General features: G+C 69.3%; 19 protein-coding genes and 1 tRNA gene. 13 read left to right on the forward strand and 7 right to left on the reverse strand.

All coding sequences use genetic code 11. The features are described from left to right. Positions 1–194: 194 nt before the first annotated feature. From O9255_RS14270 to O9255_RS14280, 3 genes are all read right to left on the reverse strand, one after another. A complete protein-coding gene (locus O9255_RS14270; protein ID WP_297867539.1) occupies positions 195–1,190 on the reverse strand; it encodes a TonB family protein in 996 nt (331 codons plus the stop codon). Positions 1,191–1,348: 158 nt separating this feature from the next. Then, entirely contained in the window at positions 1,349–2,296 is a 948-nt protein-coding gene (locus O9255_RS14275) for an energy transducer TonB (protein ID WP_297867540.1), read from the reverse strand. Between the two features lie 170 nt (positions 2,297–2,466). Further along, the gene (locus O9255_RS14280) at positions 2,467–3,426 is read right to left on the reverse strand and encodes an energy transducer TonB (RefSeq protein WP_297867541.1); all 960 of its coding nucleotides are present in this window, start codon (positions 3,424–3,426) and stop codon (positions 2,467–2,469) included. A gap of 73 nt (positions 3,427–3,499) precedes the next feature. Between O9255_RS14280 and hrpB the strand changes: the two genes are divergently transcribed. From hrpB to O9255_RS14320, 8 genes are all read left to right on the forward strand, one after another. Next, positions 3,500–6,028: an ATP-dependent helicase HrpB gene (hrpB, locus tag O9255_RS14285; RefSeq protein WP_297867542.1), complete on the forward strand. Its 2,529-nt coding sequence runs from the start codon at positions 3,500–3,502 to the stop codon at positions 6,026–6,028. Positions 6,029–6,118: 90 nt separating this feature from the next. Beyond that, entirely contained in the window at positions 6,119–7,258 is a 1,140-nt protein-coding gene (locus O9255_RS14290; protein ID WP_297867543.1) for a GGDEF domain-containing protein, read from the forward strand. Next, the gene (locus O9255_RS14295) at positions 7,255–7,734 is read left to right on the forward strand and encodes a hypothetical protein (RefSeq protein WP_297867544.1); all 480 of its coding nucleotides are present in this window, start codon (positions 7,255–7,257) and stop codon (positions 7,732–7,734) included. The genes O9255_RS14290 and O9255_RS14295 overlap by 4 nt, the downstream gene beginning before the upstream one ends. A 33-nt stretch (positions 7,735–7,767) precedes the next feature. Continuing rightward, the gene (mnmG, locus tag O9255_RS14300; RefSeq protein ID WP_297867545.1) at positions 7,768–9,651 is read left to right on the forward strand and encodes a tRNA uridine-5-carboxymethylaminomethyl(34) synthesis enzyme MnmG; all 1,884 of its coding nucleotides are present in this window, start codon (positions 7,768–7,770) and stop codon (positions 9,649–9,651) included. Positions 9,652–9,777: 126 nt separating this feature from the next. Then, positions 9,778–10,872, forward strand: coding sequence for an HD domain-containing phosphohydrolase (locus tag O9255_RS14305; RefSeq protein ID WP_297867546.1), 1,095 nt, complete (start codon positions 9,778–9,780; stop codon positions 10,870–10,872). Beyond that, a complete protein-coding gene (locus tag O9255_RS14310; RefSeq protein ID WP_297867547.1) occupies positions 10,869–12,251 on the forward strand; it encodes a GAF domain-containing sensor histidine kinase in 1,383 nt (460 codons plus the stop codon). The genes O9255_RS14305 and O9255_RS14310 overlap by 4 nt, the downstream gene beginning before the upstream one ends. A gap of 115 nt (positions 12,252–12,366) precedes the next feature. Continuing rightward, positions 12,367–12,615: a hypothetical protein gene (locus O9255_RS14315; RefSeq protein ID WP_297867548.1), complete on the forward strand. Its 249-nt coding sequence runs from the start codon at positions 12,367–12,369 to the stop codon at positions 12,613–12,615. 26 nt (positions 12,616–12,641) lie between these two features. Continuing rightward, on the forward strand, positions 12,642–14,528 hold the full coding sequence (locus O9255_RS14320; RefSeq protein WP_297867549.1) for an EAL domain-containing protein: 1,887 nt from the start codon (positions 12,642–12,644) through the stop codon (positions 14,526–14,528). Between the two features lie 9 nt (positions 14,529–14,537). Here O9255_RS14320 and O9255_RS14325 read toward each other — a convergent pair whose 3' ends face one another. Beyond that, positions 14,538–15,011: a hypothetical protein gene (locus tag O9255_RS14325; RefSeq protein WP_297867550.1), complete on the reverse strand. Its 474-nt coding sequence runs from the start codon at positions 15,009–15,011 to the stop codon at positions 14,538–14,540. Between the two features lie 555 nt (positions 15,012–15,566). Here O9255_RS14325 and O9255_RS14330 point away from each other — a divergent pair. Together O9255_RS14330 and O9255_RS14335 are read left to right on the forward strand one after the other, a co-directional pair. Beyond that, on the forward strand, positions 15,567–16,172 hold the full coding sequence (locus O9255_RS14330) for a TetR/AcrR family transcriptional regulator (protein WP_297867551.1): 606 nt from the start codon (positions 15,567–15,569) through the stop codon (positions 16,170–16,172). Positions 16,173–16,248: 76 nt separating this feature from the next. Further along, positions 16,249–16,605 (forward strand): hypothetical protein, encoded by a 357-nt coding sequence (locus O9255_RS14335; protein ID WP_297867552.1) that lies wholly within the window; start codon positions 16,249–16,251, stop codon positions 16,603–16,605. A gap of 259 nt (positions 16,606–16,864) precedes the next feature. On the opposite strand, the gene O9255_RS14340 is transcribed toward O9255_RS14335, so the two are convergent. Next, the gene (locus O9255_RS14340; RefSeq protein WP_297867553.1) at positions 16,865–20,485 is read right to left on the reverse strand and encodes a hypothetical protein; all 3,621 of its coding nucleotides are present in this window, start codon (positions 20,483–20,485) and stop codon (positions 16,865–16,867) included. A gap of 179 nt (positions 20,486–20,664) precedes the next feature. On the opposite strand from O9255_RS14340, the gene O9255_RS14345 reads away from it, so the two are divergent. The 3 genes from O9255_RS14345 to O9255_RS14355 all read left to right on the forward strand — a co-directional run bounded on the left by O9255_RS14345 (position 20,665) and on the right by O9255_RS14355 (position 23,208). Beyond that, positions 20,665–21,831 (forward strand): FG-GAP-like repeat-containing protein, encoded by a 1,167-nt coding sequence (locus tag O9255_RS14345; RefSeq protein WP_297867554.1) that lies wholly within the window; start codon positions 20,665–20,667, stop codon positions 21,829–21,831. 31 nt (positions 21,832–21,862) lie between these two features. After that, positions 21,863–23,053 (forward strand): serine hydrolase, encoded by a 1,191-nt coding sequence (locus O9255_RS14350; RefSeq protein WP_297867555.1) that lies wholly within the window; start codon positions 21,863–21,865, stop codon positions 23,051–23,053. A gap of 78 nt (positions 23,054–23,131) precedes the next feature. Next, positions 23,132–23,208 (forward strand) — tRNA-Arg (locus O9255_RS14355). Positions 23,209–23,693: 485 nt separating this feature from the next. On the opposite strand, the gene O9255_RS14360 is transcribed toward O9255_RS14355, so the two are convergent. Further along, positions 23,694–24,791 carry a hypothetical protein gene (locus O9255_RS14360; protein WP_297867556.1) on the reverse strand — a complete coding sequence of 366 codons (1,098 nt, stop codon included), beginning with the start codon at positions 24,789–24,791 and terminating at the stop codon, positions 23,694–23,696. 553 nt (positions 24,792–25,344) lie between these two features. Beyond that, positions 25,345–25,879 (reverse strand): hypothetical protein (locus tag O9255_RS14365; RefSeq protein ID WP_297867557.1); only part of this gene is annotated, 535 nt, incomplete at its 5' end.

Here is a 25,879-nt window from a genome sequence, read left to right on the forward strand (position 1 = left end):
TGGCGACGTCCTATCTGCCGAACTATCTGGGCTGGTTCCGCGCCTTGGAGCGGAACGCCCAAACGGGCGCAGGAGCCGCAGCGCTGCTCAGGTTGGCCATGGCGTGAGCGAATCAACCACAATCAACGCGAACAGCGCCAAGAAAAAGCCCGGCGAGAGCCGGGCTTTTTCGTGGTGCGATGGCCGCGCTTCGATTACATGCGGAAATCGAAGGTGCGGGTCTGCGTCGTGATCTCGCCGGTGGCCTCGAAGCGCCAGGTCGAGACCGTCTGCACCACGCTGCGATCGAACAGGCCACGCGGCCGGGCGCGAACGACTTGAACATTGGTGACGCGGCCGTCGGCGCCGATCGTGTACTGCACGGTGACCGTGCCCGCGGCGCGGGTGCGGGCCGCTTCGCGCGGGTAGGGCGGCTGCGGCGTGCTGATGGCGCGCGGCGCGCCACCCGTGCGGGCAGGCGCAGCCGGTGCCGGGGCGGGCGCGGCCGCCACCGGGGCGGGTGCCGGCTGGGCCGGAGCCGGGGCGGGCTGGGCCGGGGCCGGGGTGGGCTCGGCCGGAGCCGGAGCCGGCGCGGCGGCGGCGGTCGCCGCGGCGGTGGCTTCCTCGCGGGCCCGCTGCTCGGCCGCCACGCGCTGGCGCTCGGCGCGCTCCGCGTCCTGGCGCTCGCGGTCCGCGGCGGCGGTGCGGCCGCCGGCGATGGCGTCACGGATGCGGTTCAGCGAGGGCGCTTCCGGATCGGTGCGGCCCATCAGCTCGAGCAGACGTTCGGCTTCCGTGAAGTCGGACTCGTTGATGGCCTGCTCGGAGGCGATCAGCGCGTAGGGCATCAGGTCGATCAGGGCCGACTCGGCCGAGACGTCCGGCTTGGCCGACTTCTGGCGCAGGGCGAGGTAGTACTCCATCGCGTTGTCGCCGGCGGGGGCATAGAGGCGCTGCTCGCGCAGGGCGGTGTTGCCCTTCTCGCGCAGTTCCACATCGGTGAGGTTGGCCAGTGCGCTTGCCGTGGCCTCGGCAGCCTCGGCGGCCTGAGCGGCCTGGTCCACGGTTTCCGCGGGTGCGGCCGCTGGCGCGGCGGTCGGAGCCGCCGGTGCAGGCTCCTCGGACGCCGGCGAACAGGCCGACAGGCCAAGGGCGAGCGCGAGGGCGGTGGCCAGCGCGGCGGAGGGCTTGCGGATCGACGGAGCGGACACGATGGGAATTCCAGCCGGAGAAGGAGAAGGAGAAGGGCCAGACTCCGGCGTTCGTTAGCTTTCTGTCAACACCAAAGCGTGACGTCTGGCACGGTCGCCGACCGGTTTTTACATTGCACCGCGTCAATACGCTGGTGGTCCGGAGAGGCCGCCGAGGCTCAGTTACGGAAGTTGAAGGTCCGTGTCTCGGTGCGGTCGCCGGCGCCGGGCTCGAAGCGCCATTCGCCCAGGGTGTCGATGACGGTGCGCTCGAACAGGCCTTCCGGCCGGGCCTCGACCACCCGGACATCGGCCACTCGGCCGTTGGCGCGCACCGTGAAGCGCACCGGGACGCTGCCCATCGACCGGCCGCGGGCGATGGCCTCGCTCGGGAAGGGCGGGAAGGGTGTGCTCACCGGCACCAGGGGCCCGGCGGCCGGGGCGGGCCGGGCAGGGGTGGCCGGGCGTGCCGGTGCCGGAGAGGGGGTGCGAACGGCAGTGGCCGGTGCGCGCGACGGCGGTTCTGCGGACGGGCGCGGTGCCGGCGCCGGTCTGGTCGCCGGCGGCGGGGTCGTGGTCGGGGTCGGCGTGGCGGCGGCTTCGGCGGCGGCTTCGGCGGCGGCTTCGGCTGCTGCTGCGAGGGCCGCGGCCTGGGCGTTGCGGGCGGCGTCGAGGTCCTCACGCAAGCGAGCCAGGGACGGAGCGGTCGCATCGATGCGCACCATCAGCGCGATCAGGCGCTCGGCCTCCGGGAAGTCCGCGCCGGCGATGGCCTGCTCGGCGGCCATCATCGCGTAGGGCTGCAGTTCGATCAGGGCGGCCTCCGCGCTGGCTTCCCCCGTAGGCTCCCGCTCGCGTTGGGCCAGGTAGAACTCGATCGCGTTGTCGCCCTCGGGGGCGTAGATGCGGTTGTCGGCCACGGCCTGCTGGGCCTTCGACGCGAGGTCGTCGGTCGCCATCGCCACCGCCGCAGGCTCGGCCGGCGCGATCACGGCGGGTGCCGGGGCACCCTCGGGGGCGGCCCCGGGCTCGCCCGACGAGCAGGCCACGGCCAGGGCCGCCAGCATCGCGAGGGCGAGCGGGCGCATCGGTGTGCGGGCGACGCGGAACGGGGACGACGGCCGCATGGCGGGCTCCGGCGGGATTCGACGAGGGCGCGCAGGGTCGGGGCCGGCGCGCGCGCGGTCAAGGCGCGGATGTGCACCAGCGCACAAGGGAGGCGAGGTTTGACGGTTCGCTTCAGGTGGCGTTGGGCCGCTTCAGCCGGCGTTGTGCCGCCGACCGTCGCCCCGTGCTGTCAGGGCCGCTTGAACTGCAGCACCACTCGGGCCTCGCTGGGCGCGTCGGCCGGGGCATAGCGCCAGCGGCGCACGGCGAGCACGGCTTCGCGGTCGAACACCCCTGGCGGGTCGGCGCGCACCACCTCGACGGCCTCGACGCCGCCGTCGGCGCGGATGCGGAGGGCCACTTCCACCTCGCCTTCGAGGCGACGGCGGACGGCGGCTTCGGGAAAGCGGGGCGACACGCGGTTGACCAGGGTGCGCGGCGCCGGTGCGGCGGGGCGCGGTGCCACCGGCGTCGGCGCCGGGTTCGCGGCGACGGCGGTGCGGGTGGCGGGCGGGTTCGCCGGCGCTGCGGCGGTCGGCCGTGACGGGGCAAGCGGCGCAGGCACGGAGGCCGGCGTTGGCGTGGGCGGTGCCGCGGCGGCGGGTGTCGTGAGGGTGTTGGCGCGGGCCTGCGCGCTTTCGGCGTTGCGCTGGGCCTCGGCGGCGAGGCGCTCTGCGTTCGCCTGCTCCTCGGCGGCGCGAGCCTCCGCGGTGGCCTGCGCGGCGGCCAAGGCCTCACGCAGGCGCGGCACGGCCGGGGCTTCGGCGTCCATGCGGGAGAGCAGCTCGATCAGTCGCGTCGCTTCCGGGAAGGCTTCGGCGGCGGTGGCCTGCTCCGCGCCGATGATCACGTAGGGCGCGAGGTCGGAGAGGGCCGTGTCCACGGCCGCCTCGCCGGGCTGGCGTTCGCGCAGGGCGAGGTAGTCCTCGACGGCGTTGTCGCCGGCCGGGGCATAGAGGCGGTTGGCGGCCAACGAGGCCGCGGCGCGTTCGCGCAGCGCGGCGGTGTCGAGCGGGGCGGTGGCGGGCGCGGCCGTCACCGGAGCGGGCGCCGTGGCCGGGGCCGCGGGCGACGACGGGGCCTCGCTCCCGCAGGCGGCCAAGCCCAGGGCAAACAGCGCGGGAAGGGTGAGTCGGACAGCGGCGCGCATGGCGGAGCTCGGGGGATCAGGGCCCGGCACCGTAGGCGTGGCGCATGACAGCGTCGTGGCGAATGCGGCGCCGATGACGCGAAGTGCGGCGGCGCGCACGGGCTCGGGTACCCTGCGCGCCGTGATTTTCCCCATTTCGCCCCTGCTGCCCGAGCTGCGCGCCGCGCTCGACGCTCATCCGCGCCTCGTCCTCGAAGCGCCACCTGGTGCGGGCAAGACCACGCAGGTGCCGCTGGCCCTGCTGGATGCCCCGTGGCGCGAAGGCGGCAAGATCCTGATGCTGGAACCGCGCCGCGTCGCCGCGCGTGCCGCGGCCGGCTTCATGGCCAAGCAGTTGGGCGAAGAGGTCGGCCGCACCGTCGGCTACCGCATCCGCTTCGAGGCGAAGGTCTCGGCGGCCACGCAGGTGGAGGTGGTGACGGAGGGCATCCTCACGCGTTTGGTCCAGGACGACCCGACGCTGGAGGGCATCGCCGCGATCCTGTTCGACGAGTTCCATGAGCGCCATCTTGCTGCCGACCTTGGGCTCGCCTTGGCGCTCGACGTGCAGGCCCAGCTGCGGCCCGACCTGCGGATCGTGGTGATGTCCGCGACGCTCGACGGCGAGCGGCTGGCGCGCTTCCTCGACGCGCCGCGCCTCACCGCGGACGGTCGCGCCTACCCGGTGACGGTGGCGCACTTCCCCGCGCGCCGCGACGAACCGGCGAGCGCGCAGCTGCGCCGCTGCGTCGAGCACGCGCTGGCCCAGCACCCCGGCGACCTGCTGGTGTTCGTGCCGGGCCAGCGCGAGATCGCCGACGCGATGCGGGCGCTGGAGCCGGTGCTGCCCGCCGACGTTCGCCTGCTGCCGCTGCACGGCGAGCTGCCGGTGGAGGCGCAGTCCGCCGCCCTGAATCCTGACCCGGAGGGCAAGCGCCGCGTGGTGCTGGCGACCAACGTGGCCGAATCGAGCGTCACGCTGCCCGGCGTGCGCGTGGTGATCGACACCGGCCTTGCCCGCGAGCCGCGCTTCGAGCCGAATTCCGGCTTCTCGCGGCTCGACACGGTCGCCATCTCGCAAGCCAGCGCCGACCAGCGCGCCGGCCGCGCCGGCCGCGTGGCCGAGGGCTGGTGTTATCGACTCTGGCCGGAATCGCAGCGCCTCGAACCCAATCGCCGCGCCGAGATCGCGCAGGTCGAACTCTCCGGCCTCGCGCTGGAGCTTGCGTCCTGGGGCGAAGCCGACCTGCGCTTCGTCGATGCGCCGCCGCGCGGCGCGTTGGCAGCCGGCGTCGACTTGCTCAAGGGCCTCGGTGCGCTCGATGCCAGCGGCGGCATCACCGCGTTCGGCAAGCGCGTGCTGGCCCTGGGCACTCACCCGCGCCTCGCCGCGATGTTGCTGGCACCGGGCGATGCCAGCGAGACCGCACTGGCCTGCGACTTGGCCGCGCTGATCGAAGCCCGCGACCCGCTGAAAGGTCCGCGCCGCGACGACGTCGCTGCGCGCTGGCAGGCGCTGGCCGCCTTTCGCGCCGGGCGCGCGCCGTTTGATGCCTCGCGCTCGGGGCTGGCCGCGATCGACCAGCAGGCCAAGCAGTGGCGCCGTCGCCTGCGCTGCGAGGCCGCGCCGCCGAAGGATGCGCCGAACCATCTCCTCGGCGACCTGCTGCTGCATGCCTTTCCCGACCGCATCGGTGTGCAGCACCCGACCGACCCGCGCCGCTACGCCTTGAGCAATGGCCGCAGTGCGCGCGTGTTCGACGATTCGGCGCTCTACGGCGAGCCGTGGATCGTCGCCAACGAGCTGCGTTTCGAGGCGCGCGATGGCTTGATCCTGCGCGGCGCACCGGTCGACGAAGCGCGACTGCAGCGCGAATTCCCCGAACGCTTCGTCGAGGAAGACACCGTGCGCTGGGACGCCAACGCCCGCGCCCTCGTCGCCCGCCGCGAGCGGCGTTACGAACGCATCGTGCTGGAGAGCAAGCCGGCGGGCCGCCCCGATCCGGCCCGCGCCGCGCAGGCCCTCACCGATGCCGTGCGCGAGCTCGGCCTCGAGGCCCTGCCGTGGACGGAAGGCTTGAAGCAGTGGCTTGAGCGCCTGCGTTGCCTGAGGGATTGGATGCCGGAGCTGGGCTGGCCCGAAGCCAGCGACGAGGCCCTGCTGGCGTCACTCGACGACTGGCTGAAGCCCGCCTTCAACGGCAAGACGCGGCTCGATGCGCTTTCCGAAGAAGAACTGGGTGAAGCGCTGAAGTCGCGCCTCGACTGGTCGCTGAAGTCGAAGCTGGACGCGCTGGCCCCGCGCCGCATCACCGTGCCCTCGGGCATGGAGCGGCCGATCACCTACGCCCACGGCGAGCGCCCCGTGCTGGCCTGCAAGCTGCAGGAACTGTTCGGCCTTGCCGACACCCCGCGGATTGCCGATGGCCGCGTGTCGCTCACCCTGCACCTGCTCTCGCCGGGCGGCGCACCGTTGGCGATCACGCAGGACCTCAAGAGCTTCTGGAACAACGCCTACCCGGACGTGAAGAAAGACATGAAGGGCCGCTACCCGCGGCACCCGTGGCCCGACGACCCGTGGACGGCCACCGCCACGCACCGGGCGAAGCCGCGAGGGACGTGAATGCCTACTTCGCCTCAGCCCCAGCGCTTGCATGGCATGGCGGAGAGGCAGCAAGCTGCTGTCCATTGAACGCTCGCCCTGGAGCTGTCGATGACCCAGTTCCTCGATGTCCGGACGTTGCTTGTGATGGTGGCCGTCATTGCGACGCTTTCCGCCATCGGCATGGCGAGTTTCGGACGACGGTACCCACGGTTTTCCGGCGTCGCGTGGTTTGCCGTCGCTGATCTGTTTCTGGCCATCGGGATGCTGCTGGTTGCCACCCGCGACTACGCGCCGGACTGGTTGACTACCGTTGTGGCGAACGTCTTCTCTTTAGGGGGATTACTGCTTAACGCTGAAGGGCTGCGCCGCTACGCTGGGGGGGATTGGCCTTGGTGGTCACGGCCCTACTTCCTGTTCCTGCTGCTGTTGCCGGTGACGGCGTGGTTCACCTACGTCGATCCTGATGTCCGGATCCGCGTCCTGGCATTCACTGGCTGTGTCGGTTTCACCCTTTGTGCAATCGCTGTCGCGCTTCACCGTTCACCCGCGGGTCCGCGTCTGCGGCTTGTCCAGCTGGCTTTCGGCGGCTTTGCCCTGTGGATGGCTGGGCGTTGGTTGTTCACCCTGACGAACGCGCCGATGCCCAGTTTTATGGACGCTGGCAGCGTGCACGCGATGACGATTCTTGGTTATGTGGTGTTCGTCATGACCAAGAATTACGGCATCCTCCGAGACAGTGTCGGGCAAGCCTTAGGCGAAATCGAGGCGCAAGCGCACACCGATGCCCTGACCGGCTTGCTGAATCGCCGCGGGCTCGCGGAGTTCGCGGCCCCGGCGATCGCGCGAGCTCGCCGGCAGGGATCGCCGTTCTCGGTTGCGCTTCTCGACATCGACCATTTCAAGCGTATCAACGACGCGCACGGCCATGCGGCGGGCGATGCTGTGCTGGTTGGCATCGCCGGCATCCTGCGGTCGCGCCTTCGTGCTTCCGACGCCTGTGCACGTCTGGGTGGAGAGGAGTTCGTTTTGCTGTTGCCGGACACCAATGAAGCCCAGGCCTTGCACGTGGCTGATGTGCTGCGTGAACGGGTGGCGTCAGTGGAGTTTCTGGGCGTCGGTCGGTGCACGGTCAGCTTCGGTGTCAGCACTAGGCGGGACGATGCGGACCTCGCCGACATGCTCCGTGCCGCCGACAGGGCGATGTACGCCGCCAAGGCGGCCGGCCGCAACCTGGTCGTGCAGGCGTGAGCCCGGCGCCGACCTGGCCTGCGATCGATCCGTTCGCCGATGCCGTGAACCCGGCGCTCGGCGTCCTGCTGTTCGGTCTGGTGGTCGCGGCGTGGCGGGCGGGTCGCCGCCGCGAGGCCTTCGGACTGCCGATCACGTTGGTGCTCTGCCTGTCGGTGGCCTATGGGCTGGCCTATCTGGATCGGGCCTTGGGCGTGTTTTCGCTGTTCGGCCTTGACTTCAGCACGCACGGCGCGGTCCATCTGGCGGCGTGGGCGACCCTGCTCGTCTGGCATCCGGCCCGATGGCCGTGGGCGTTGGCGGTGACGCTGGCCTATCACGCGCTCATGGCGGCCCAGGGCTACCACACGACCCACGACCTGCTGGCCACGGCGGCGGTCGTCGGCTTGCCCCTGACCCTGCTGGGGACGTCGGTCCGCCCGGCGGCGCGTCGACGGGCCGATTCAGCCCCGGCGGGGCACAATGCCGGCTCCTGAAGCCCTGCCTGCCGCGATCCCGCGGTTCTCGCCATGAGCACGCCTTTCCACGTCTTCGACGTCATCGTCGTCGGTGGCGGCCACGCCGGCACCGAAGCCGCGCTGGCGGCCGCCCGTGCCGGTGCGCGCACGCTGCTGCTCACGCACAACATCGAAACCATCGGCCAGATGAGCTGCAACCCGGCCATCGGCGGCATCGGCAAGGGGCACCTGGTCAAGGAGATCGACGCGCTGGGCGGCGCCATGGCGCGCGCGGCCGACCGCGCCGGCATCCAGTGGCGCACGCTCAATGCCAGCAAGGGCCCCGCCGTGCGCGCCACCCGCGCGCAGGCCGATCGCGTGCTCTACAAGGCGGCCGTCCGCCGCATGGTGGAAACGCAGCCCAATCTGTCGGTGTTCCAGCAAGCGGTCGATGACCTGCTGTTCGCGGGCGAGACTGTCACCGGCGTGCGCACGCAGATGGGCCTTGAGTTCCATGCGCCGGCTGTCGTGCTGACCGCGGGCACCTTCCTCGCCGGACAGATCCATATCGGGCTGGCGAACTACGCCGGCGGCCGCGCGGGTGATCCGCCGTCCAGCGCGCTGGCGATGCGCCTGCGCGAGGCCAGCCTCGGCGTCGGTCGGCTCAAGACCGGCACGCCGCCCCGCATCGACGCGCGCAGCATCGATTTCTCCGGTCTCGAAGAGCAGCCGGGCGACACGCCGATCCCGACCTTCAGCTTCGACAACGACCCTTCCGTGCATCCGCGGCAGGTCAGTTGCTGGATCACCCACACCAACGAAGCCACGCACGAGGCCATCCGCGGCGGCCTCGACCGCTCGCCGATGTACACCGGCGTGATCGAGGGCGTCGGCCCGCGCTACTGCCCCAGCATCGAAGACAAGGTCACGCGCTTCGCCGACAAGGCTTCGCACCAGATCTTCATCGAGCCGGAAGGCCTCGACACCTTCGAGATCTACCCGAACGGCATCTCGACCTCGCTGCCCTTCGACGTGCAGCTCGCCCTCGTTCGCTCGATCAAGGGCTTCGAGAGCGCACACATCACCCGGCCGGGCTACGCCATCGAGTACGACTACTTCGATCCGCGCGGGCTCAAGGCCTCGTTGGAGACCAAGGTCATCCGCGGCCTGTTCTTCGCCGGTCAGATCAACGGCACCACCGGCTATGAAGAAGCCGCGGCACAGGGCCTTCTGGCTGGTCTCAACGCCGCGCGCTTCACGCAGCAGAAGGACGCGTGGACACCGCGCCGCGACGAGGCCTACCTCGGCGTGCTGGTCGATGACCTGATCACCCACGGCACCACCGAGCCGTACCGCATGTTCACCTCGCGCGCCGAGTACCGCCTGCAGCTGCGCGAGGACAACGCCGACTTGCGCCTGACGCCCGCCGGCCGCGACTTCGGCCTTGTCGACGACGCGCGTTGGGCAGCCTTCGAAGCCAAGCGCGCCGCCATCGAATCGGAGACCTCCCGTCTCCGGGGGCTGTGGGCGGCGCCGAACAATGCGCTCGGCCGCGCCTTCGAGGCGGCCACCGGCCAGCCGATCTCCCGCGAGACCCACGCCCTCGACCTGCTCAAGCGCCCCGAGCTCGACTACGCCGCCCTCGTGGCCGTCGACGGCCTCGGCCCCGGCGTGGGTGATGCCAAGGTGGCCGAGCAGGTGCAGATCACCGCCAAGTACGCCGGCTACCTCGACCGCCAGCGCGAGGACATCGAGCGCCAGCGCCGCCACGAAACCACCGCCATCCCGACCGGCTTCGAGTACCGGGGCATCAGCGGCCTGTCTGCCGAGGTGGTGGCCAAGCTCAGCGCCGTGAGGCCGGAGACCATCGGCCAGGCCCAGCGCATCCCCGGCATCACGCCGGCCGCGATCTCCCTGCTGCTGGTGCACCTGAAGCGGGACGGCCGGGCCGCTTGAGCCGCCGCCGGGCGTCGGCCCGGCCCCAGCCGGGGGCGTGCCGCGGCGTGACGGGAATTCGCAGGCTCCTCATTCCATTGTCCTGAGGCCATGGCATCCTCGGGATCCCACGGTCGGGAGTGCGCCATGTCCATGCACGACGAGCTGCAGTTCGCGGCGGAAGGTCCGGACGATGCCCCGGACGCCGCCCCCGTCACGCCTTGGAAAGTCGCCGTCGTCGACGACGACGAATCGGTCCGCGCCATCACCCGCCTCGCGCTCGGCCAGCTGAAGGTCGATGGCCGCCCGCTCGACCTGCTCGAAGCCTCGAGCGCCGAGGAGGGCATCGCGCTCTTCGCCACCCACCCCGACATCGCGCTCGGCCTCATCGACATGGTGATGGAAGAGCCCAGCGCCGGCCTGCGCGTGATCAGCGCGGTGCGCGAGCAGCAGGGCAACCACCGCACCCGCCTCGTCGTGCGCACCGGCCAGCCGGGCCATCTGCCCGAAGACCGCGTCATCCGCGACTACGACATCAACGATTACCGCGAGAAGACCGAGCTTTCCGCGCAGAAGCTGCGCACGGTCGCGCACAGCGCCATCCGCAGCTTCCGCGACATCGTCGACGTCGAAGGCGCCTTCCACGGCATGGTCGAGCTGCTGTCGCGCGTGGTGGATGAATCGCTGGCGGAATACTTCCCGCACGCCATGGCCTCGGCGGAAGTGGCGGCCGAGCTCGGCCGGCTGGCGGGCCTGCCGGCCACGCGGGTCGAGGCCGTCCGGCACGCCGCCGTGCTCCGCGACGTCGGCCTGATGCGCCTGCCGCAAGGTGTCCGAAACGCCTTGCTGCAGTACGAATCCCTGGACGGCGAGGGTCGCCAGGCGGTGCTCGAGCACCCGCAGGTCGGATCGGGCCTGCTGGACCGCCTTGCCACCGTCGAAGGCCGCCTGGCCGCGCAGCTGGCGCGCGAGCACCACGAGCGCTGGGACGGGCAGGGCTTTCCGAAGGGCTTGCAGGGCGAGGCCATCGGCCTCGAAAGCCGCGTGCTGGCCATCGCCAACTTTTTCGACGCCCACCTGCTGCCGCAGCCGGACCGCGAGGGCCTGACGCCCGACGCCCTGCGCGCCGCGTTGGCTGCCGCAGCCGGCAAGGCCCTCGACCCCACGCTGGTCGAACGGGCGCTGGCGAACTTCGAAGCCCTCTTGTCCGTCCGGGCGAAGGCCCGCGCCCTGGCCAAATGAGGAACGCGCGGGACGGCCTGCTGCTGGCGCTCAGCGAGGCCACGTACATCGACGATGGCGACGTGGCCCAAAGCGCGCGCGCCATCACCGCCGCCGCCCTCGAGGGTCTCGGCATCGACCGCTGCGGCGTCTGGATGCGTGCCGGCGACGGCCAGTCGATCCGCTGCCTGCACCTGTGCGATCTCGCCGATGGTGGCCACCGCGAAGGCCCCGAGATCGAACTCACGGCCACGCAGTTCCCGTGCTACTTCGAGGCGCTAGGCCGCGAACGCGCGATCGTCGCCGACGACGCGCCGACCCACCCCGACACCGCCGAGTTCGCGCACGGCTACCTCGACGTGCTGGGCATCCATTCGATGCTCGACTGCCCGGTGCGCCAGCACGGCCGCATGGTCGGCATCCTGTGCGCCGAGCACCGGGGTGCTCCACGTGCGTGGACGGACGACGAGGTGGGGTTCCTCGGCAGCCTTTCCGACCTCTTCGGTCGCGTGCTGACGGCGGCCGAGCGTCGCGACTACCAGCAGCGGCTGGAAGCACTGAACGCCTCGCTGGAGGAACGCGTCGCCGAGCGCACCGCCGAGCTGCGCGCCGCGCTCGACTACCTCGAGAAGGCCCGCAGCCACCTCGTCGAGCGCGAGAAGATGGCCGCCCTCGGCCAGCTTGTGGCCGGGGTCGCGCACGAGATCAACACCCCGGTGGGCGTCATCGTCACCGCGGTGAGCCACTGCGCCGGATTGCTGGCGCAGCTGCGCGAGGCGCAGTCCAGCGGAACGCTGACGCGATCGAAGTTCGAAGCCGGCCTCGCCGAGATCGCCGACGGCCTCGACATGGCCCAGCGCAACGCGGTGCGCGCCGCCGGGCTGGTGGAGAGCTTCAAGCGCACCGCCGCCGACCAGACCCACGATGTGCGCAGCCGTTTCGAGCTCGGCAAGACGCTGTCCGATGTCCTCACCACGCTGACGCCGATGCTGCGCCGGCGCGGCGTTCAGGCGCACTTGGCCGAGGTGCCAGCAGTGGAGTGCGACAGCTATGCCGGCAGCCTCGCGCAGGTCGTCACCAATCTTGTGGTGAATGCCTGCCTCCATGGCTATGGCGAGACGCCGCCGGCCGACGCCCGGATCGAACTGGAAGCCGGGCAGGACGGCGGCATGGCTTGGCTTCGCGTCACCGACGCCGGCGCCGGCATGCCGCCCGACGTACTTCGGAAGGCTTTCGAGCCCTTCTATACGACGGCGCGGATGCGCGGCGGTACCGGCCTGGGCTTGAGCATCGTGCGCACGCTGGTGGAGCGCACGCTGGGCGGCGAAATCCACATCGAAACCGCCGCCGGGGCGGGTTGCCGGGTCGACGTTCGCTTCCCTTGCCAGGCGCCAGCCTGATCGAAGGTCCGCGTCGATGGTGCGCCGCACCGTCTCGCGACGGGACCCGGCGTGCTTGCACGGCGCGGCGAAGGGCCGCACCCTGCGCGCTGGACCACCCCCGAGGAGCCCCCCAATGAGCGAATCCAACACCGCTGGCCGCGGCAGCACCGGCAACGTCATCGCCGCCGTCTGCAGCTTCTTCATCCCCGGCCTCGGACAGCTGGTGCAAGGGCGCATTTTCTGGGCGCTGGTCTGGTTCGCCTCGGCCTGTGCCATGGCCGTTCTGACCTTCATCTTCACCCTCGGGATGGCGCCGTTCGGCTGGGGCCTCGTCAGCATCCTCTCCTGCGTCCACGCGGCTCTCTACAAGCCCGCGGCGTGATCCACCGTTCCACCCACGCTGGCGCCGTGCGCGATTCGCTGCTCGCGCTGCAGTCGCGGCGCGTGCGGCAGTTGATCCTGCTGCTGATGGCGGCGCTGGGCGTGTTCGCGGTCATCAACCTGACGCTGCTCGAGGCGCGTGTGCAGGCGCCGCTGGTGGCCGGCATCGCGCTGCTCGGCGTGGCGCTGTGGATGCAGCAGCGGGGCCGCGTCGAGCAGTCCCTGATGATGGTGCTGTGGGTGATGACCTTCGTCGCCACGGCGATGATCTGGATGCGCGGTGGCATCCGCGACCTCGTGGTGCTGGCCTATCCCTGCATCCTGGTGCTGGCGGCGATGGCGCTCAGCCCGCGGCGGCTGGTGGCGCTGGGTGGTGCCATGGTGCTGTCCCTTGGCCTGCTGGCCTGGGGCGAGATCAGCGGCTGGTACCAGCCGAAGGTGCCACCGGTCGGGCCATGGAGCTTCGTCAACCGTGCCCTGATCCTCGTGGTCGTCGCCGTGATCGGCCGCACCATGGCCCGCGACCTGCAGGCCGCGGTGGCGCGTGCGGAATCGGAGAGCAGCCGGGCCAAGGACAGCGCCGTGCGCCTCGCCTTCCTCGTCCAGCACGACGCCCTCACCGGCTTGCCGAACCGATTGCTCGTGCAGGACCGGTTCGCCCAGGCCCTGGCGCGCTCCCGCCGCGACGGCACGCCGCTGGCAATGCTGGTGATCGACCTCGACGACTTCCGTCGCGTCAACGATTCGCTGGGCCATGGCGTCGGCGATGCCGTGCTGCAGCGCATGGCCGAGCGCCTGCGCGTGCTGGCCGCCGAGACCGACACCCTCGGCCGCCTTGGCGCCGACGAGTTCGTGGTGGTGAGCACCGAGCTGGCCGATGCCGAGGCGCTGGCCGTGTTCGCGCAGCGGCTGCTCGACGGCCTCGCCGAGCCCTTCGAGCGCGACGGCTTGTGCATCGCCTGCGGCAGCTCGATCGGCATCGCGCGGTTCCCCTACGACGGCGACACCTTCGAGACCCTGCTCAACCGCGCCGAGGCGGCGATGGCACGCGCCAAGGCCGACGGCCGCAACGCCTTCCGCTTCGCCGACGCGGAAGTGGACCTCGATGTCGGGGAGCACCTGCGGCTCGTCTCCGAGTTGCGCGCCGGCATCGATCGCGGCGAACTCGAGCTGCACTACCAACCCATCGTGCACCTCGCCAGCGGCCGCGTCGGCGCCGTCGAGGCGCTGGTGCGCTGGCGTCATCCGGAGCGCGGGCTGGTTGCGCCGGGGGCCTTCATTCCCTTGGCCGAGCGTAGCGGCCTCATCCATCCCCTCGGAAACTGGGCGCTGGAAGAAGCGGCTGCGCAGGCTCGTCGCTGGGAGGCGCGCGGCCTGCCCCCCCTGGTGGTCTCGGTGAACGTCTCGCCGGTGCAGCTCGCGCAGGGCGAGCTCGACGTCGTGGTGCAGCGCGTGCTTGCGGCCAACGCGCTGCCGGCCAAGCAATTGCTCCTTGAACTCACCGAATCCAGCCTCGTCGGTGATGCCGAACCCCTGCGCAACCGCATCACCCGTTTGCGCGCCATCGGCGTCGGCCTGTCGATCGACGATTTCGGTACCGGCTATTCCAACCTGGGCTACCTGCAGCGCTTCGACGTGCAGGCGCTGAAGATCGACCAGCGCTTCGTGCGCGGCCTCGCCGACGGTCCGCAGGGCGAGGCCATCGTCCGCGCGATCGCGCAGCTCGCCGGCAGCCTCGGTATCCGAACGGTTGCCGAAGGCATCGAAAGCGCTGGCGAGGCCGAGCGCCTGAAGGCCCTGGGTTGCGATGCCGGGCAAGGCCACTGGTGGGGGGATGCGATGCCCGCCGCCGTCTTCACCCGCTGGTATGCGGAGCGCTTCACGGAACTTGCCGCGCAGGTGTCCCAGCGCTGATCCCTTCGATCACCGGCACTCGCTGGGCGCGGGCCCGACGCGGCTGAGCGGGATGTCGCCGGTGCGTCCGGCGAGTTCGCCGACGGTGAACCGGTAGCTCAGCGTGCCCGTCGTGCAGCCGGTGAATTCGATCGTCGCTTCACCCACCTGGCGGATGCTGGTGGCTTCGTTGCGGTCGAAGCGCCCGCCCGTGGTCTCGAACACCGGAACCGCCGCGAGACGCGTCGCCGCCGGATTGATGTTGCCCAGTTGCAGCGTGTACCAGCGGTAGTCCGCCGGGCCGCTGGCCGCGAACGTGTACCAGGCGCCGAACAGCTGGCGATCCACCGGGTTCAGCTCGAACAGCAAGCCTTGGCCGGCGGTCGCCGGCTCGTACCAGGCGCCCGAGTTCAGGAAGCCGCGCGGGGCGTTCGCCACCGGCGTGGTCTCGTCGCAGGACACGTTCGAGAGCAGGCGCTGCAGCACCACCTGGCCGCTGCGCAAGCCGCCCGCCGCGTTGAAGTCGATATCAATGTCAACGAAGAAGTCGAATTCATAACATCAACCCTGCGATCGGGAACGCCGCCATTACTCACCTTGATGGGCCGGCGTACGGCTCTCCGAAGGGTGTGAATAGAGTTCAAAGGGCACTGGCTCCGAGGATTGCCCTCCGCTTCGGAGGCTCCAGAGCGCGTGTTGCATCGACGGAGGCATACTGCAACCTATTGCCATCGTTGAACTTTCAAGGCTTCCGAAGCCATTGGTCGGGGGTTCGGATCCCTCCAAGCGCGCCAATCCCCTCTGGGACAGATTTGGGACGAATCTGGGACGCAGCCAACATCGACGAATCGCTTCATGCACAGCACCAATCGACTGGCGCTGAGATCTTGCCAGCGGAGAGGGGGCTTTCACACAGCCTCGGCCGATAGCGGACGAATTCGGCCTCCGCGTAGCGGAGGTTGGTTGCCAGATCCACCCTTTGCCTGGGCTGCCTGCCCGGCGGTCCCGCAGCAAGTGCTTCCGATTGATGTATTGGAGCAGATGGTCTAATATCTCTCCATGCGCCCCAAGTTGTTCGACCCCGATGCCGTCATTGCCAGTGCGCTGCCCCTGTTCTGGAGGCAGGGCTACGAAGGAACGCACATGCCTGAACTCTTGGACGCGATGGGGCTTGGCAAGGCGAGCTTCTACAACGCTTTCGCCTCCAAGCATTCGGTGTTCCTCACCGTCCTCGACCGCTACATCAGCGCGGTCGATCACGTCCTTGCCGAAGCGCTTGAGGGCGTGAAGCATCGGGACGAAGCGGTTACCAGGTTGTTCGACGCGATCTTGGCCGTAGCACGCGATCAAGAAGGAAGGGCGGTCGGTTGGCGCGGCTGCCTGATTGGCAACACGGCCCTCGAAATGGGCCCGCAAGACGAAACCGTGCGCGACCGCCTTCATCGGGGCGTGCGTCTCCTGCGGCTTAACTTCGCTAAGGCGCTTACCCTCGCCGATAGCGACGGACGTGTCCTGCCGGATAGCGTCGTGTCCGCGCTCGCATTGCATGCCGTCGCCGGTATCCAGGGCATCCTGGTGCTTGCAAAGGCCGGGCTGCCCGAGGAGGAGATCAGGGCAGCGAAACAGGCGCTTTTGTTGACACTCCAAGCCGTCCGACCAATCTGAACGCCTGGGTCGGGCGCTAGAGAGCGCTTAGCCTTGCCCAGTTCTGTACCAAGCGCTCCATAAAGGAACAACACTCATGAAGATTCTCAACGCCTCGATCCACAGCACTCTCGACTACGCCACGGTCGTCGCTTTTGCTTCTGCGCCGACGCTACTCGGATTCTCGGGCGCGCCCGCCGTGCTGGCCTACCTGCTCGCAGGTTTTCACTTGGCAATGACCGTCCTGACCGACATGCCGCTTGGCCTCATGAAGATCATCCCCATGCGCTTGCACGCCATGGTCGAAATGCTCGTCGGCCCAACGCTGATTGCTACAGCCTTGATGGCTCCATCGCTGGTCATGGGCGCCCAGGGATTCTTCGTCGCGAGCGGCATCGCGATTTGCACCGTTTGGTTTCTCAGCGACTACAGGTCGGCGACGCCGTCCGCCTGAATGCTGGCGCTGCGTGACGGGCTCAGGATAAAGGCCTCGAATTCTTCGAGCGCGACTCGATCATCTGGCGCGAAAACCCGATGGTCGGGTTCTAGCCCCGCTGATCGACCTGCGCAAGGAAGACGCCGCCCTGCACGCCGGCCACTGGGCCTCGAATGGTTCACATGCCGAGCGACCGCCTGAGCAAGGTGCTGGCGTTCTCGAAGCAGAAGGGCTGCGACAAGGCCCTCGTCGTCTTCAACTTCAGCGGGAAGGGCCGTCAGCGACACTCGGCCGGTGCTGGCCCGACGCGGCTGAGCGGGATGTCCCCGGTGCGGCCGGCGAGTTCGCCGACGGTGAAGCGGTAACTCAACGTGCCGGTGGTGCAGCCGGTGAACTCGATCGTCGCCTCGCCGATCTGGCGGATGCTGACCGGGTCGCTACGGTCGAAGCGGCCGCCGGTCGTCTCGAAGATCGGCGCGGCGTCGATGCGAGTGGCCGCCGGATTGATGTTGCCCAGTTGCAGCGTGTACCAGCGGTAGTCCGCCGGGCCGCTGGCCGCGAAGGTGTACCAGGCGCCGAACAGCTGGCGATCCGTCGGGTTCAGTTCGAACAGCAGGCCTTGGCCGGCCGTCGCCGGCTCGTACCACGCGCCCGAGTTCAGGAAGCCGCGCGGGGCGTTCGCCACCGGCGTGGTCTCGTCGCAGGACACGTTCGAGAGCAGGCGCTGCAGCACCACCTGGCCGCTGCGCAAGCCGCCCGCCGCGTTGAACTGGTAATCGAGCACGGCCTCGGTGCAGGAGCTGAACGTCAGCGTCGCCGTGCCGAGCTGGACAGGCGGACCGGCGGCCGCGCCGTTGTCGAAGACATTGGCGTTCGGCCTGCCGATCGTGAGTGGGAACACCCGGCCGTCGACCGTGCCGGTGCCTTCCAGCGCGTACCAGTCGTGTTCCGCCACGCCGCCGATGGTGCCGGTGTAGGTGAACCAGCCGGCGAACAGGTAAGGCGCCGCGCCGCCGCGTGCGGCGCTGGTGTACATCTCCACCATCAGGCCCTGGCCGGCGGTGGCCGGTTCGAACCACGCGCCCGAAAGGTCGAACTGGTCGGCCGTCTGCGGCCGCGGGCTGGCGGCCGTGGTGGATTTGAACTCGGCGCTGACGCCACCAATGCTGAGCGTGGTCGTCGTGGTAACGCTGGCGCGCGAAGCACTGGTGTGGCGCAGGCACACGGTCTGCCCGTTGGTGATGCTGGCCGCCGCGCTGGTATAGGTGCCGGTACAGCCCACCGAATGCGTGCCCTCGCTGATGCTCAGCGGTGCTGGAACCGTAAGGCCGCTGATCGCCACCGGCGCCGAGGTCACCGTGCTCGCAGGCGGCACGCCGGCCTGCGCCGCGAAGGCGAAGGCGTCGGGAACCGTGTCGCCACCGTCGTTGCTGGCGCCGCCGGACGCCGTGGTCGAGGTGAAGGGTACGGCCAGCGTGCCAACGACCAGAGTGGTCGTGACGCTGGTGTTTCCGGTCTTCGCGCTGGTGTGGCGCACGCAGATCGCGGCGCCGTTCACCAGCGTGCCGGCCGTGGCGGTGAAGCTGCCATCGCAGCCCAGCGAGTACTCGCCGCTCTCGACGCTCACCGGCGTGGCCGTGTTGATGCCGCCGATCCGCGCGGCGCCGGAGACCACGGGCACGCCAAAGCCGATGCCGGTACCCGACGACGGTGATGAACCCCCCGGAAGCTGGAAGGCGTCCGGCGTGGTGTCGGGGATCAACGTGCCATGGTTGGTGAGGTGGAACGTGATCTCGCCGAAGGCGCCCCTCGCCGTGGCGCGAACAAGGTAGCGGCCCGGCGTGGTGCGCGCCGTCGCCGTGATGCTGCATTCGCCGTTCGCATCGGTGGTGCATTGGCCGCCATTGCCGAGCGTGGCCGACACCGTGCCCGGGGCCGCGGTGAAGGTGATCGTCTGGTTGGCGAGGACGGCGCCGGCAGCATCGCGCGCACGCACGCGCAGCGGTTGCGCGAAGGTGACGCCGCCGTCGGCGCCCTGGTTGTCGCCCGACACGCGCTCGAGGCGCAACGTCGGCACGGCGAAGATCTGGAACGGGCGAGCCTTCAGCAGCGGGCGCGCCGCGTTCGCGACATCGAGGTAGAACCTCAGGCTGCCGTCGGTGAAATTGGCCGGCAGCGCGAACACCAGTTCGGTGCTGGCGCTGCCACCCGGGGCCACCGACACCTCGGCGGCGGGCGACCACGACATGGCCGGCAGGCTGGTTCCGTCCAACGGTTCGACAAGCAGACGGAAAAGCGTGGCCGCGGCGCACTGCGCCGGGTCGTCAGCGTTGCTCACGTCGATGCGCAGACGCTTGCTTTGCCCGGCCATCGCGTTCGGCGTGAGGTCGGTCACCTGCACCAGCGGTCGCGTGCGGCCGCAGGGGTCCAGGTCGATGCGCACGCGCGCCTTGGCCGCGTCGGCCGACAGCAGCTGCACGCGGATGCCGGTACCGGTTTCGTCGTAGGTGTCGCCCACGCCCAGCGAGGCGTCGTCCCAGGTGGGCGTGGCCGGCGTCAGGTCGATGAGGGTGTTGGTGTCGGTGGTCAGCTGCACGCGCGGGCCCACTCGGCTGCCCAGAGAGGCGTCGAAGCCGAACGCGGTGCGGTACTCCACGTACATTCGGCCGCTGCCGAGGCGCGGGATGCCCAGCGCCTTCACCTGCGTGGCGGCGGTGGCGTAGGGGAACACGTCGTACTCGCCGCTGTGCGTCACGGTCTGCAGGCCCTGCGTGCCGGTGCGTTCCTCGATGTAGTCGAGGTAGGTCTTCGCCCCCGGATGGAAGTGGCCCGAGCTGGCCACCCCCATCACGTCGAAGGGGCTGCCATATTCCTTGCGCTCGCAGCCGGTGGTGTCGGCGTACTGGCCGTTGGTGCAGCGGAACCCCACGGCGTGGCCGATGCCCAACACATGCCCGACTTCATGCGCGACCACCCACAGGCCGTTGTCGCCGTTGAGCCAGAAGTTGCCGCCACCCCCAAGGCCAACCCAGGCGCAGTCGATGCCCGGGAAGGCGAAGGCGACGATGTTGTAGCCCGAGAGATCGACACCCGCGGCCGTCGCCGCGGCGATGGCCTCGTTCTGGATGCGGGTGTAGGGGCAACCGGCCTTCGGGCTCGGCATGGTGTACCAGCCGAACACTTGGAACGTGGTCGTTTGCTTGCCGTGGCTCACCTCGTTGTACCAGCGCGTGTTGTCCTCCATCGCCGATTCCATCTGCGCCTTTGTCCACGGCGTGCGAGTGTCATCGCTGAAGTTCACCATCAGCAGGGCGATGCGCGCACTGGCGTAGAGGTTCGGCGCCTTGGCCTGGGCGCGCGGCAGCACTTCGACGGCGTCGAGCGCGAGGATGGCGTCATCGATGCGCACCGCATTGGCGATGCGAACGCGGCGGTTGTTGGGCAGTCCGCGAAGGACCGTCATGCCGAAAAGGTCGTAGCGCTTGCCGTCGACGGTGAGCACGTGCTCGTCCCAACTGCGGCCGCGTTCGAAAGCGTCGAAGTGGTAGACCGCGAGCTCGCCTTCGACGTCCGTCATGCGGGCCTCGACCGCGTCGCCGACCACTGCGCGTGCAGCGTCGGCCCGTGCATCGTCGAGAAGCAGAGCAGCGGCCTGCGATGGCTTCACTTCCAGCAGTGCGCGCAGGGCGCCGAGGCGCTCCAAGGCCGCTGCGCGGGCGCCGGGGTCGTCCTTCGCGGCCAGCGCGGCATCCAGTGCCGCGCCGGCCTCGCGGACTTCGATCGCGAGGGCGGCGATCGGACGAGTAGGCGCGGACGCAGGGTTCGCGCTGGCGGCGGCCGCGAGCCACAGGGCGAAGGCCGGCAGCAGGGCGGCGGCGGGTCGGAAGGTGCGGGCCATAGGGGGGGCTCCGGACAGCGAGGCGGGCAGTGGAACACACGTTTTGACAGTTCACACGGTTGGGGCCCGCTCGGGCTCCGCGGAGCGTGGTGCCGATCACAGTCCGGAGGGTCGGGGCGATGCGCGCGAACCTCACGGTCCGGCGCCGACACTGGGGCATCGTTTCGTCGGAAACCGCCATGCGCCTCGCCGACCGCCGTGCCGCCGTTCTCGTGACCTTGGCGCTTGGCGCCAGTGTCTCCGCCCTTGCGTCCCCTTGGACCCCGCGCTCGGATGCGCTGCCGCCCGGCCTGCTTGCGGGCCTGTCGATGGACGCCAAGGCCGGCGATGTCGACGGCGACGGCGATGCCGACCTGGTGGTGGCGATGGAGTGGGCCCCGGTGCAGGTGCTGTTGAACGACGGCCGCGGCCGCTTCAGCGTCGACCCCACGCGCGTGCCGCAGACCACGCACGACCACGAGGAGGCCGCACTCGCCGACCTCGACGGCGACGACGACCTCGATCTCGCCATCGTCAGCGAGGACGACCGCGCCGCCGAGCTCTGGCTCAACGATGGACGCGGCCGCTTCACCATCGCTGCCTTCGACGCGGCTTCCGGAGCCGTCGGCAACGGGATCATCGCCGTGGACGTCGATGCCGATGGCGACCGCGACCTGGTCACCGCCAATGCCGACGGCGACCGCCTGCTGCGCAACGACGGCCGTGCGGGGTTCACGCATGACCGCGATGCGCTGCCGCCTGTCGACGGCATCTCGCAGGACGTGATCGCCGGCGACGTCGACGGCGATGGCGACGCCGACCTGGTATTCGGCAAGGAGAACGGCGCACGCCTGTTGCTCAACGACGGCAACGGCCGCTTCGCGCTCGCGCCGGTGGCGCAGTGGCCCGCACTGGCGGACGAAACGCGCAAGGTGGGCCTGGGCGATGTGGATGCCGATGGTGACCTCGACGTCTACCTCGCCAACACCCGCTTCAGCCGCCCGCAGGCCGACGCGCAGGACCGCCTGCTGCTCAACGATGGCCGCGGCCGCTTCAGCGACGCCACCGCCACGCACCTCCCCACTGACACGCAAAATGGCTTCCACGGCGACCTGCACGACCTGGACGGCGATGGCGACCTCGACCTGCTGAGCGCCGACGTGGTGTTCGGTGCGCCGCAGCCCTCGCCGGTGCGTGCGCTGCTCAATGACGGCACGGGGCGTTTCGCCGCGGCCCCCGCCAGCCTGTGGCCGACGACGATCCGCGGCCCGCTGTTCGACAGCGTGATGCTCGACGTGGATGGCGACGGCCGTGCCGAACTTTTCCTCGCGATGCGCGCCGCGCCGGACGTGTTGCTGGCACGCTGAAGCGTCCTGCGCTCCGAACCCGAGACCCTCGATGCTCCGATTGCTCTCTGCCCTGACCCTCGGCCTCGCGCTGTGGCTTCCGTCCGACGTTCGCGCCGAAGCGCCGCCCCTCGATGCCGCCTACGTGCCGCCGCGCGGCGCTTGGGCCGAGTGCCCGCCGAGTGAGTGCGGCTTCGATGCGGCGAAGCTCGCCGAGGCCGTGGCGTGGGTGCAGACGCAGGAGAACCCCGCGCCGCGCGACCAGACCGCCGCGTGGGTTCGAAGCTTCGGCCAGCGCGAGCCTTGGTTCGGCGGCATCCTCGGGCCGATGGCGCCGCGCGGGCCGGTCAGTGGCGTGGTGATCCATCGTGGCCGCGTGCTCGCGCAGTTCGGCGAGCCGGGCCGCGTCGACATGTCGCACAGCATCACCAAGAGCGCGCTGTCCGCCGTCGTCGGCCTCGCGTGGCAGGACGGCCGCATCGACCCCGACGCGCCGGCGGCGGCCTCGATGCCGCCGGGGGTCGATCTGTTCACCGACCCGAAGAACGCGCCGATCACCTGGGAGCAGCTGCTGCGCCAGACCAGCGACTGGCAAGGCACGCTGTGGGGCAAGCCGGTTTGGGCCGACCGCCCGGTGGGCGACACGCCCGAAGACTGGCCGAATGCGCCGCGCGCCACGCCGGGCGCGGTCTACGAATACAACGACGTGCGCATCAACGTGCTGGCGCTCGCTGCCCTGCACGTGCACCGCGAGCCGCTGCCGGTGGTGTTCCGCGAGCGGATCATGGACCCGATCGGTGCGTCCTCGCGCTGGCGTTGGGAGGGCTACCGGAATTCGTGGATCGCGCTCGACGGCCAGCGGATGCAATCGGTGTCGGGGGGCGGCCACTGGGGCGGTGGACTGTTCATCGACAGCTGGGACCTCGCGCGCTTCGGCCTCCTCTACCTTCGCGACGGCCGCTGGGGCGACCGGCAGCTCGTCGACCCGGCGTGGATCGCGCGCTCGCGCACGCCCGGCACCGCGAGCCCCGCCTATGGCTACGCCAACTGGTTCCTCAACACCGGGCGCAAAACCCTGCCGTCGATGCCCGAGAGCACAGTCTACTTCGTCGGCAACGGCATGAACGCGGTGGTGATCGACCGCGAACACGACCTCGTGGTGGTGGCGCGCTGGATCGACGGCGATCCGGCGCTCGACGGCTTCCTGAAGCGCCTGCTCGCGGCTCGAAACCCTGCGCCCTGAGGCCCGGCGGCCGGCCGGGGCCGGCCTCGGCTATACTGCACGCCTGCCGTGGGTCGCCCGGCAGTCGCTGCACACCACGCGCCTGTAGCTCAGCCGGATAGAGTAGTGGCTTCCGAAGCCATTGGTCGGGGGTTCGAATCCCTCCAGGCGCGCCATTTTCCTCTGGGACGAATCTGGGTATGCATTCCAGTAGAGTTTTTCCGAACGGAAAAACTTTGCTGGAATTCCGCCAGAGTTTTTCCGGCCTGACAGGCTTCGGGGGCCAACGCCAATTCGTGCCAGCCGGCCAGACGCTGGCTCTATGCGCCGTTACGTAGATCACCGGCAGCTCCTCTTGCTGTGATTTAGCGCTCCCTCGCGGACTGTTGCCTATAGGGTCGGCTTTCGACGCCAAGCGGCCCGTCGCTTGGACAAAATGCTCCGCCATGACCCAATAGCCATCAGGCGATGGCCGCCAACGAGTCCATAGTCCGAATCAATTACGTAGGCCAAACATAATTGGTGCATCAAGCTCGCTGCGATGCCTAGAGTCGACCCATCGCGGTCGTTCGCCTGAGAGTGACGACTCCAGACAACCGCGCTACTCAAGACTTTGGGGCGTCGCCCGGACCCTGGGGCGTGGTCGCCCCCGCCCCCGACTTCAGGTCCGACCGTACTCGCGGAGATTCGGAGCCTCTTCCACAAGCCGAGCAGCAAATTCCCTAGCTTGAGCGTCTTCGCTAGGTTCCAATGGATCAGGGCGCAGGCCCTCGTCTTCCACGGCGTACATGGGGCCGCCAATATCATCGTCGTAGATGCTGCCGTTCTCGTGAACGGCGTATGCGCGAGGCTCCAATCCCTCGAGTTGGATGTGGCGAGCCTCTGCGAAGTAGATCCATCCCCAAGCTCGGACCGCAGAGCCAGCGTCGTACTCCGCAATCATCAACTCGATGGCCTCCGGATCTCCGCCTAGCGCTGCGCGTCGGCACGCCTTAGATGCCAAGTCGTGGCGCCCATGGTGATCGAGTGCTTCAAGTGCGGTCATGGGGGCGAGGAGAAGTTCAGGATCGCACTCCGCAAGCCACTCTGGGTCATCGAACAGGAGCGCGGCGTCTATGCACGCATCTGCAACCCTCCCTTTGGCTGCCATCGTCAAATAGCGCTCATAGCGGCTACGAACCTCAAGCCACTCGGCGTACTCCGTTGCACACGCCTGCTCATGCGGCTTCAGCGCTTGCCCAGCCTTCATTTGCTGGTACCAATAGCTGCTCCTGGGTTCCTCGTCGTCGTCCATCGCGCTGCTCAGCAGGCGGGCCAACGCATAAGCAGCAATGCCGTGGCCGCGCTCCGCGGCACTGATGAGGCCTTCGCGAAGCATTTCGCTCAGGTCCTCGAGACGTAGGTCCTCGTCGGCCCAACTGGGGCCCGCCTGAGCCCCCCCCATGAGGCGCCTAATGAAATCCCGGAGGTGTACGACGCGGAGACCGGTCGACGCGGCCAATGCGCCCAGTTGTTCTGCAGCAATGCTGGCGGCCCCGGGGTCAGCGCCGAGGCCCGTGAGTCGGCTCTTGATCGCCGCGGCATCAATGGGGGCTTTCGAGTGCCCCTCGTCAAACATCGAGTCGGTGCAGAGTGATGCGTAGGTGGTGTGGCCGAAAGCGGCGGCCAACCCTTCGTACAGATGCGAGCGCGGCAGCTTTACATTGAAGTTCGTGTCCAACGCCTGGTGGAGCTGGTGGACCAACGCCTTAATGTTCATGTTCCAATCCTCGGTTCTATCGCTCGGGACCGGCGCACACGTTTAACGCCCCGGGCGAAAGGCCTAGGAATGGTTCTGATTACAAGGGGTATCCATGCCGGTTTCTGCTCGTGTGCAAGCAAGGCGGGCGCCTTCGCGCCACGTTACCGGTGTTAGGCCCGTGGTGCAACGGCCGTTCCTGTCGGCTGAGGCGCATCTGCAGGCACCGGTTAACCCTGATAGCTAGTCAAGCTGGAGTTGATCGGCGCGCTGGTGCTGACAATGGGTGCATTCGACCCATTGCGGTCGTTCGCCTGAGAGTGACGACTCCAGACAACCGCGCTACTCAGGACTTGGGGCGTCGCAGGCAACGCGACGTTCAATGCCCGCGAGGGGGGGCACGATGACCTGGTGCTGGCCCTCGCCATTGCCGTCTTCGGCTTGTCGGAGTCGACCTGCGCCACGTCCGCCTCCCTGCGGGAGTTCACGCACCAGACCTTCTTTGCACGTTAGGCAGCGCCCTCGGCGTTATGGGCTGTCCTCGCCCGGCGGGGGGCGCCGGGGGTGGCTGTCGTCAGCGGTACTCGTCGCCGGCAGCGGCGCATAACTCTAGGCAGCGATCAATCCAGTTCTGATACCAGTACCAGACCCCCTGCACGTCAACACCGTATCCCTTTGCAGGATTCTTGGCGTCGTCCGCTTGCCATATGCGCGTATGGGCGCCGTAAACATTGAACTTCTTGAAGCCGGCCTTGTTGACGGCCTCTACAACGTCTTTGGCACGGAACTTCGTGCGCTCCACTTCCTTTTTTACCCAGTACTCCTTGTCGATGGTCTTCGCGAGGTCTGACGCAGGGTCGATGAACTCCACAACGCGGTCAGCTTGGCCTGGTCGGTTGACGAGCTTTCGCTTGAAGAGCATCCGGTAGGAGTACCGGGGGCTGTTGTAAGCGTCGTGATCGAGCGTGCTGAACCGCCCCGGCTTTCTCGGAGGCTCCGAACCTTGAGAGGATTGGAGCATGAACAGATTGGCGAGGTACGCACCCGAGGTGCGTGAGCGTTCGGTTCGGATGGTGCTGGAGCACCAGTCCGAGTATTCGTCGCAGTGG

The sequence above is a fragment of the Silanimonas sp. genome (assembly GCF_027530345.1).
Lineage (GTDB): Bacteria > Pseudomonadota > Gammaproteobacteria > Xanthomonadales > Xanthomonadaceae > Silanimonas.

Coding starts and splice junctions, on each gene's coding strand:
- O9255_RS14275 (WP_297867540.1), bottom strand. CDS start 2,296: ATGCGGCCGTCGTCCCCGTTCCGCGTCGCCCGCACACCGATGCGCCCG.
- O9255_RS14280 (WP_297867541.1), bottom strand. CDS start 3,426: ATGCGCGCCGCTGTCCGACTCACCCTTCCCGCGCTGTTTGCCCTGGGC.
- O9255_RS14345 (WP_297867554.1), top strand. CDS start 20,665: ATGCGCCTCGCCGACCGCCGTGCCGCCGTTCTCGTGACCTTGGCGCTT.
- O9255_RS14310 (WP_297867547.1), top strand. CDS start 10,869: ATGAGGAACGCGCGGGACGGCCTGCTGCTGGCGCTCAGCGAGGCCACG.
- hrpB (WP_297867542.1), top strand. CDS start 3,500: ATGACGCGAAGTGCGGCGGCGCGCACGGGCTCGGGTACCCTGCGCGCC.
- O9255_RS14305 (WP_297867546.1), top strand. CDS start 9,778: ATGTCCATGCACGACGAGCTGCAGTTCGCGGCGGAAGGTCCGGACGAT.
- mnmG (WP_297867545.1), top strand. CDS start 7,768: ATGAGCACGCCTTTCCACGTCTTCGACGTCATCGTCGTCGGTGGCGGC.
- O9255_RS14340 (WP_297867553.1), bottom strand. CDS start 20,485: ATGGCCCGCACCTTCCGACCCGCCGCCGCCCTGCTGCCGGCCTTCGCC.
- O9255_RS14350 (WP_297867555.1), top strand. CDS start 21,863: ATGCTCCGATTGCTCTCTGCCCTGACCCTCGGCCTCGCGCTGTGGCTT.
- O9255_RS14290 (WP_297867543.1), top strand. CDS start 6,119: ATGACCCAGTTCCTCGATGTCCGGACGTTGCTTGTGATGGTGGCCGTC.
- O9255_RS14335 (WP_297867552.1), top strand. CDS start 16,249: ATGAAGATTCTCAACGCCTCGATCCACAGCACTCTCGACTACGCCACG.
- O9255_RS14330 (WP_297867551.1), top strand. CDS start 15,567: ATGCGCCCCAAGTTGTTCGACCCCGATGCCGTCATTGCCAGTGCGCTG.
- O9255_RS14315 (WP_297867548.1), top strand. CDS start 12,367: ATGAGCGAATCCAACACCGCTGGCCGCGGCAGCACCGGCAACGTCATC.
- O9255_RS14360 (WP_297867556.1), bottom strand. CDS start 24,791: ATGAACATTAAGGCGTTGGTCCACCAGCTCCACCAGGCGTTGGACACG.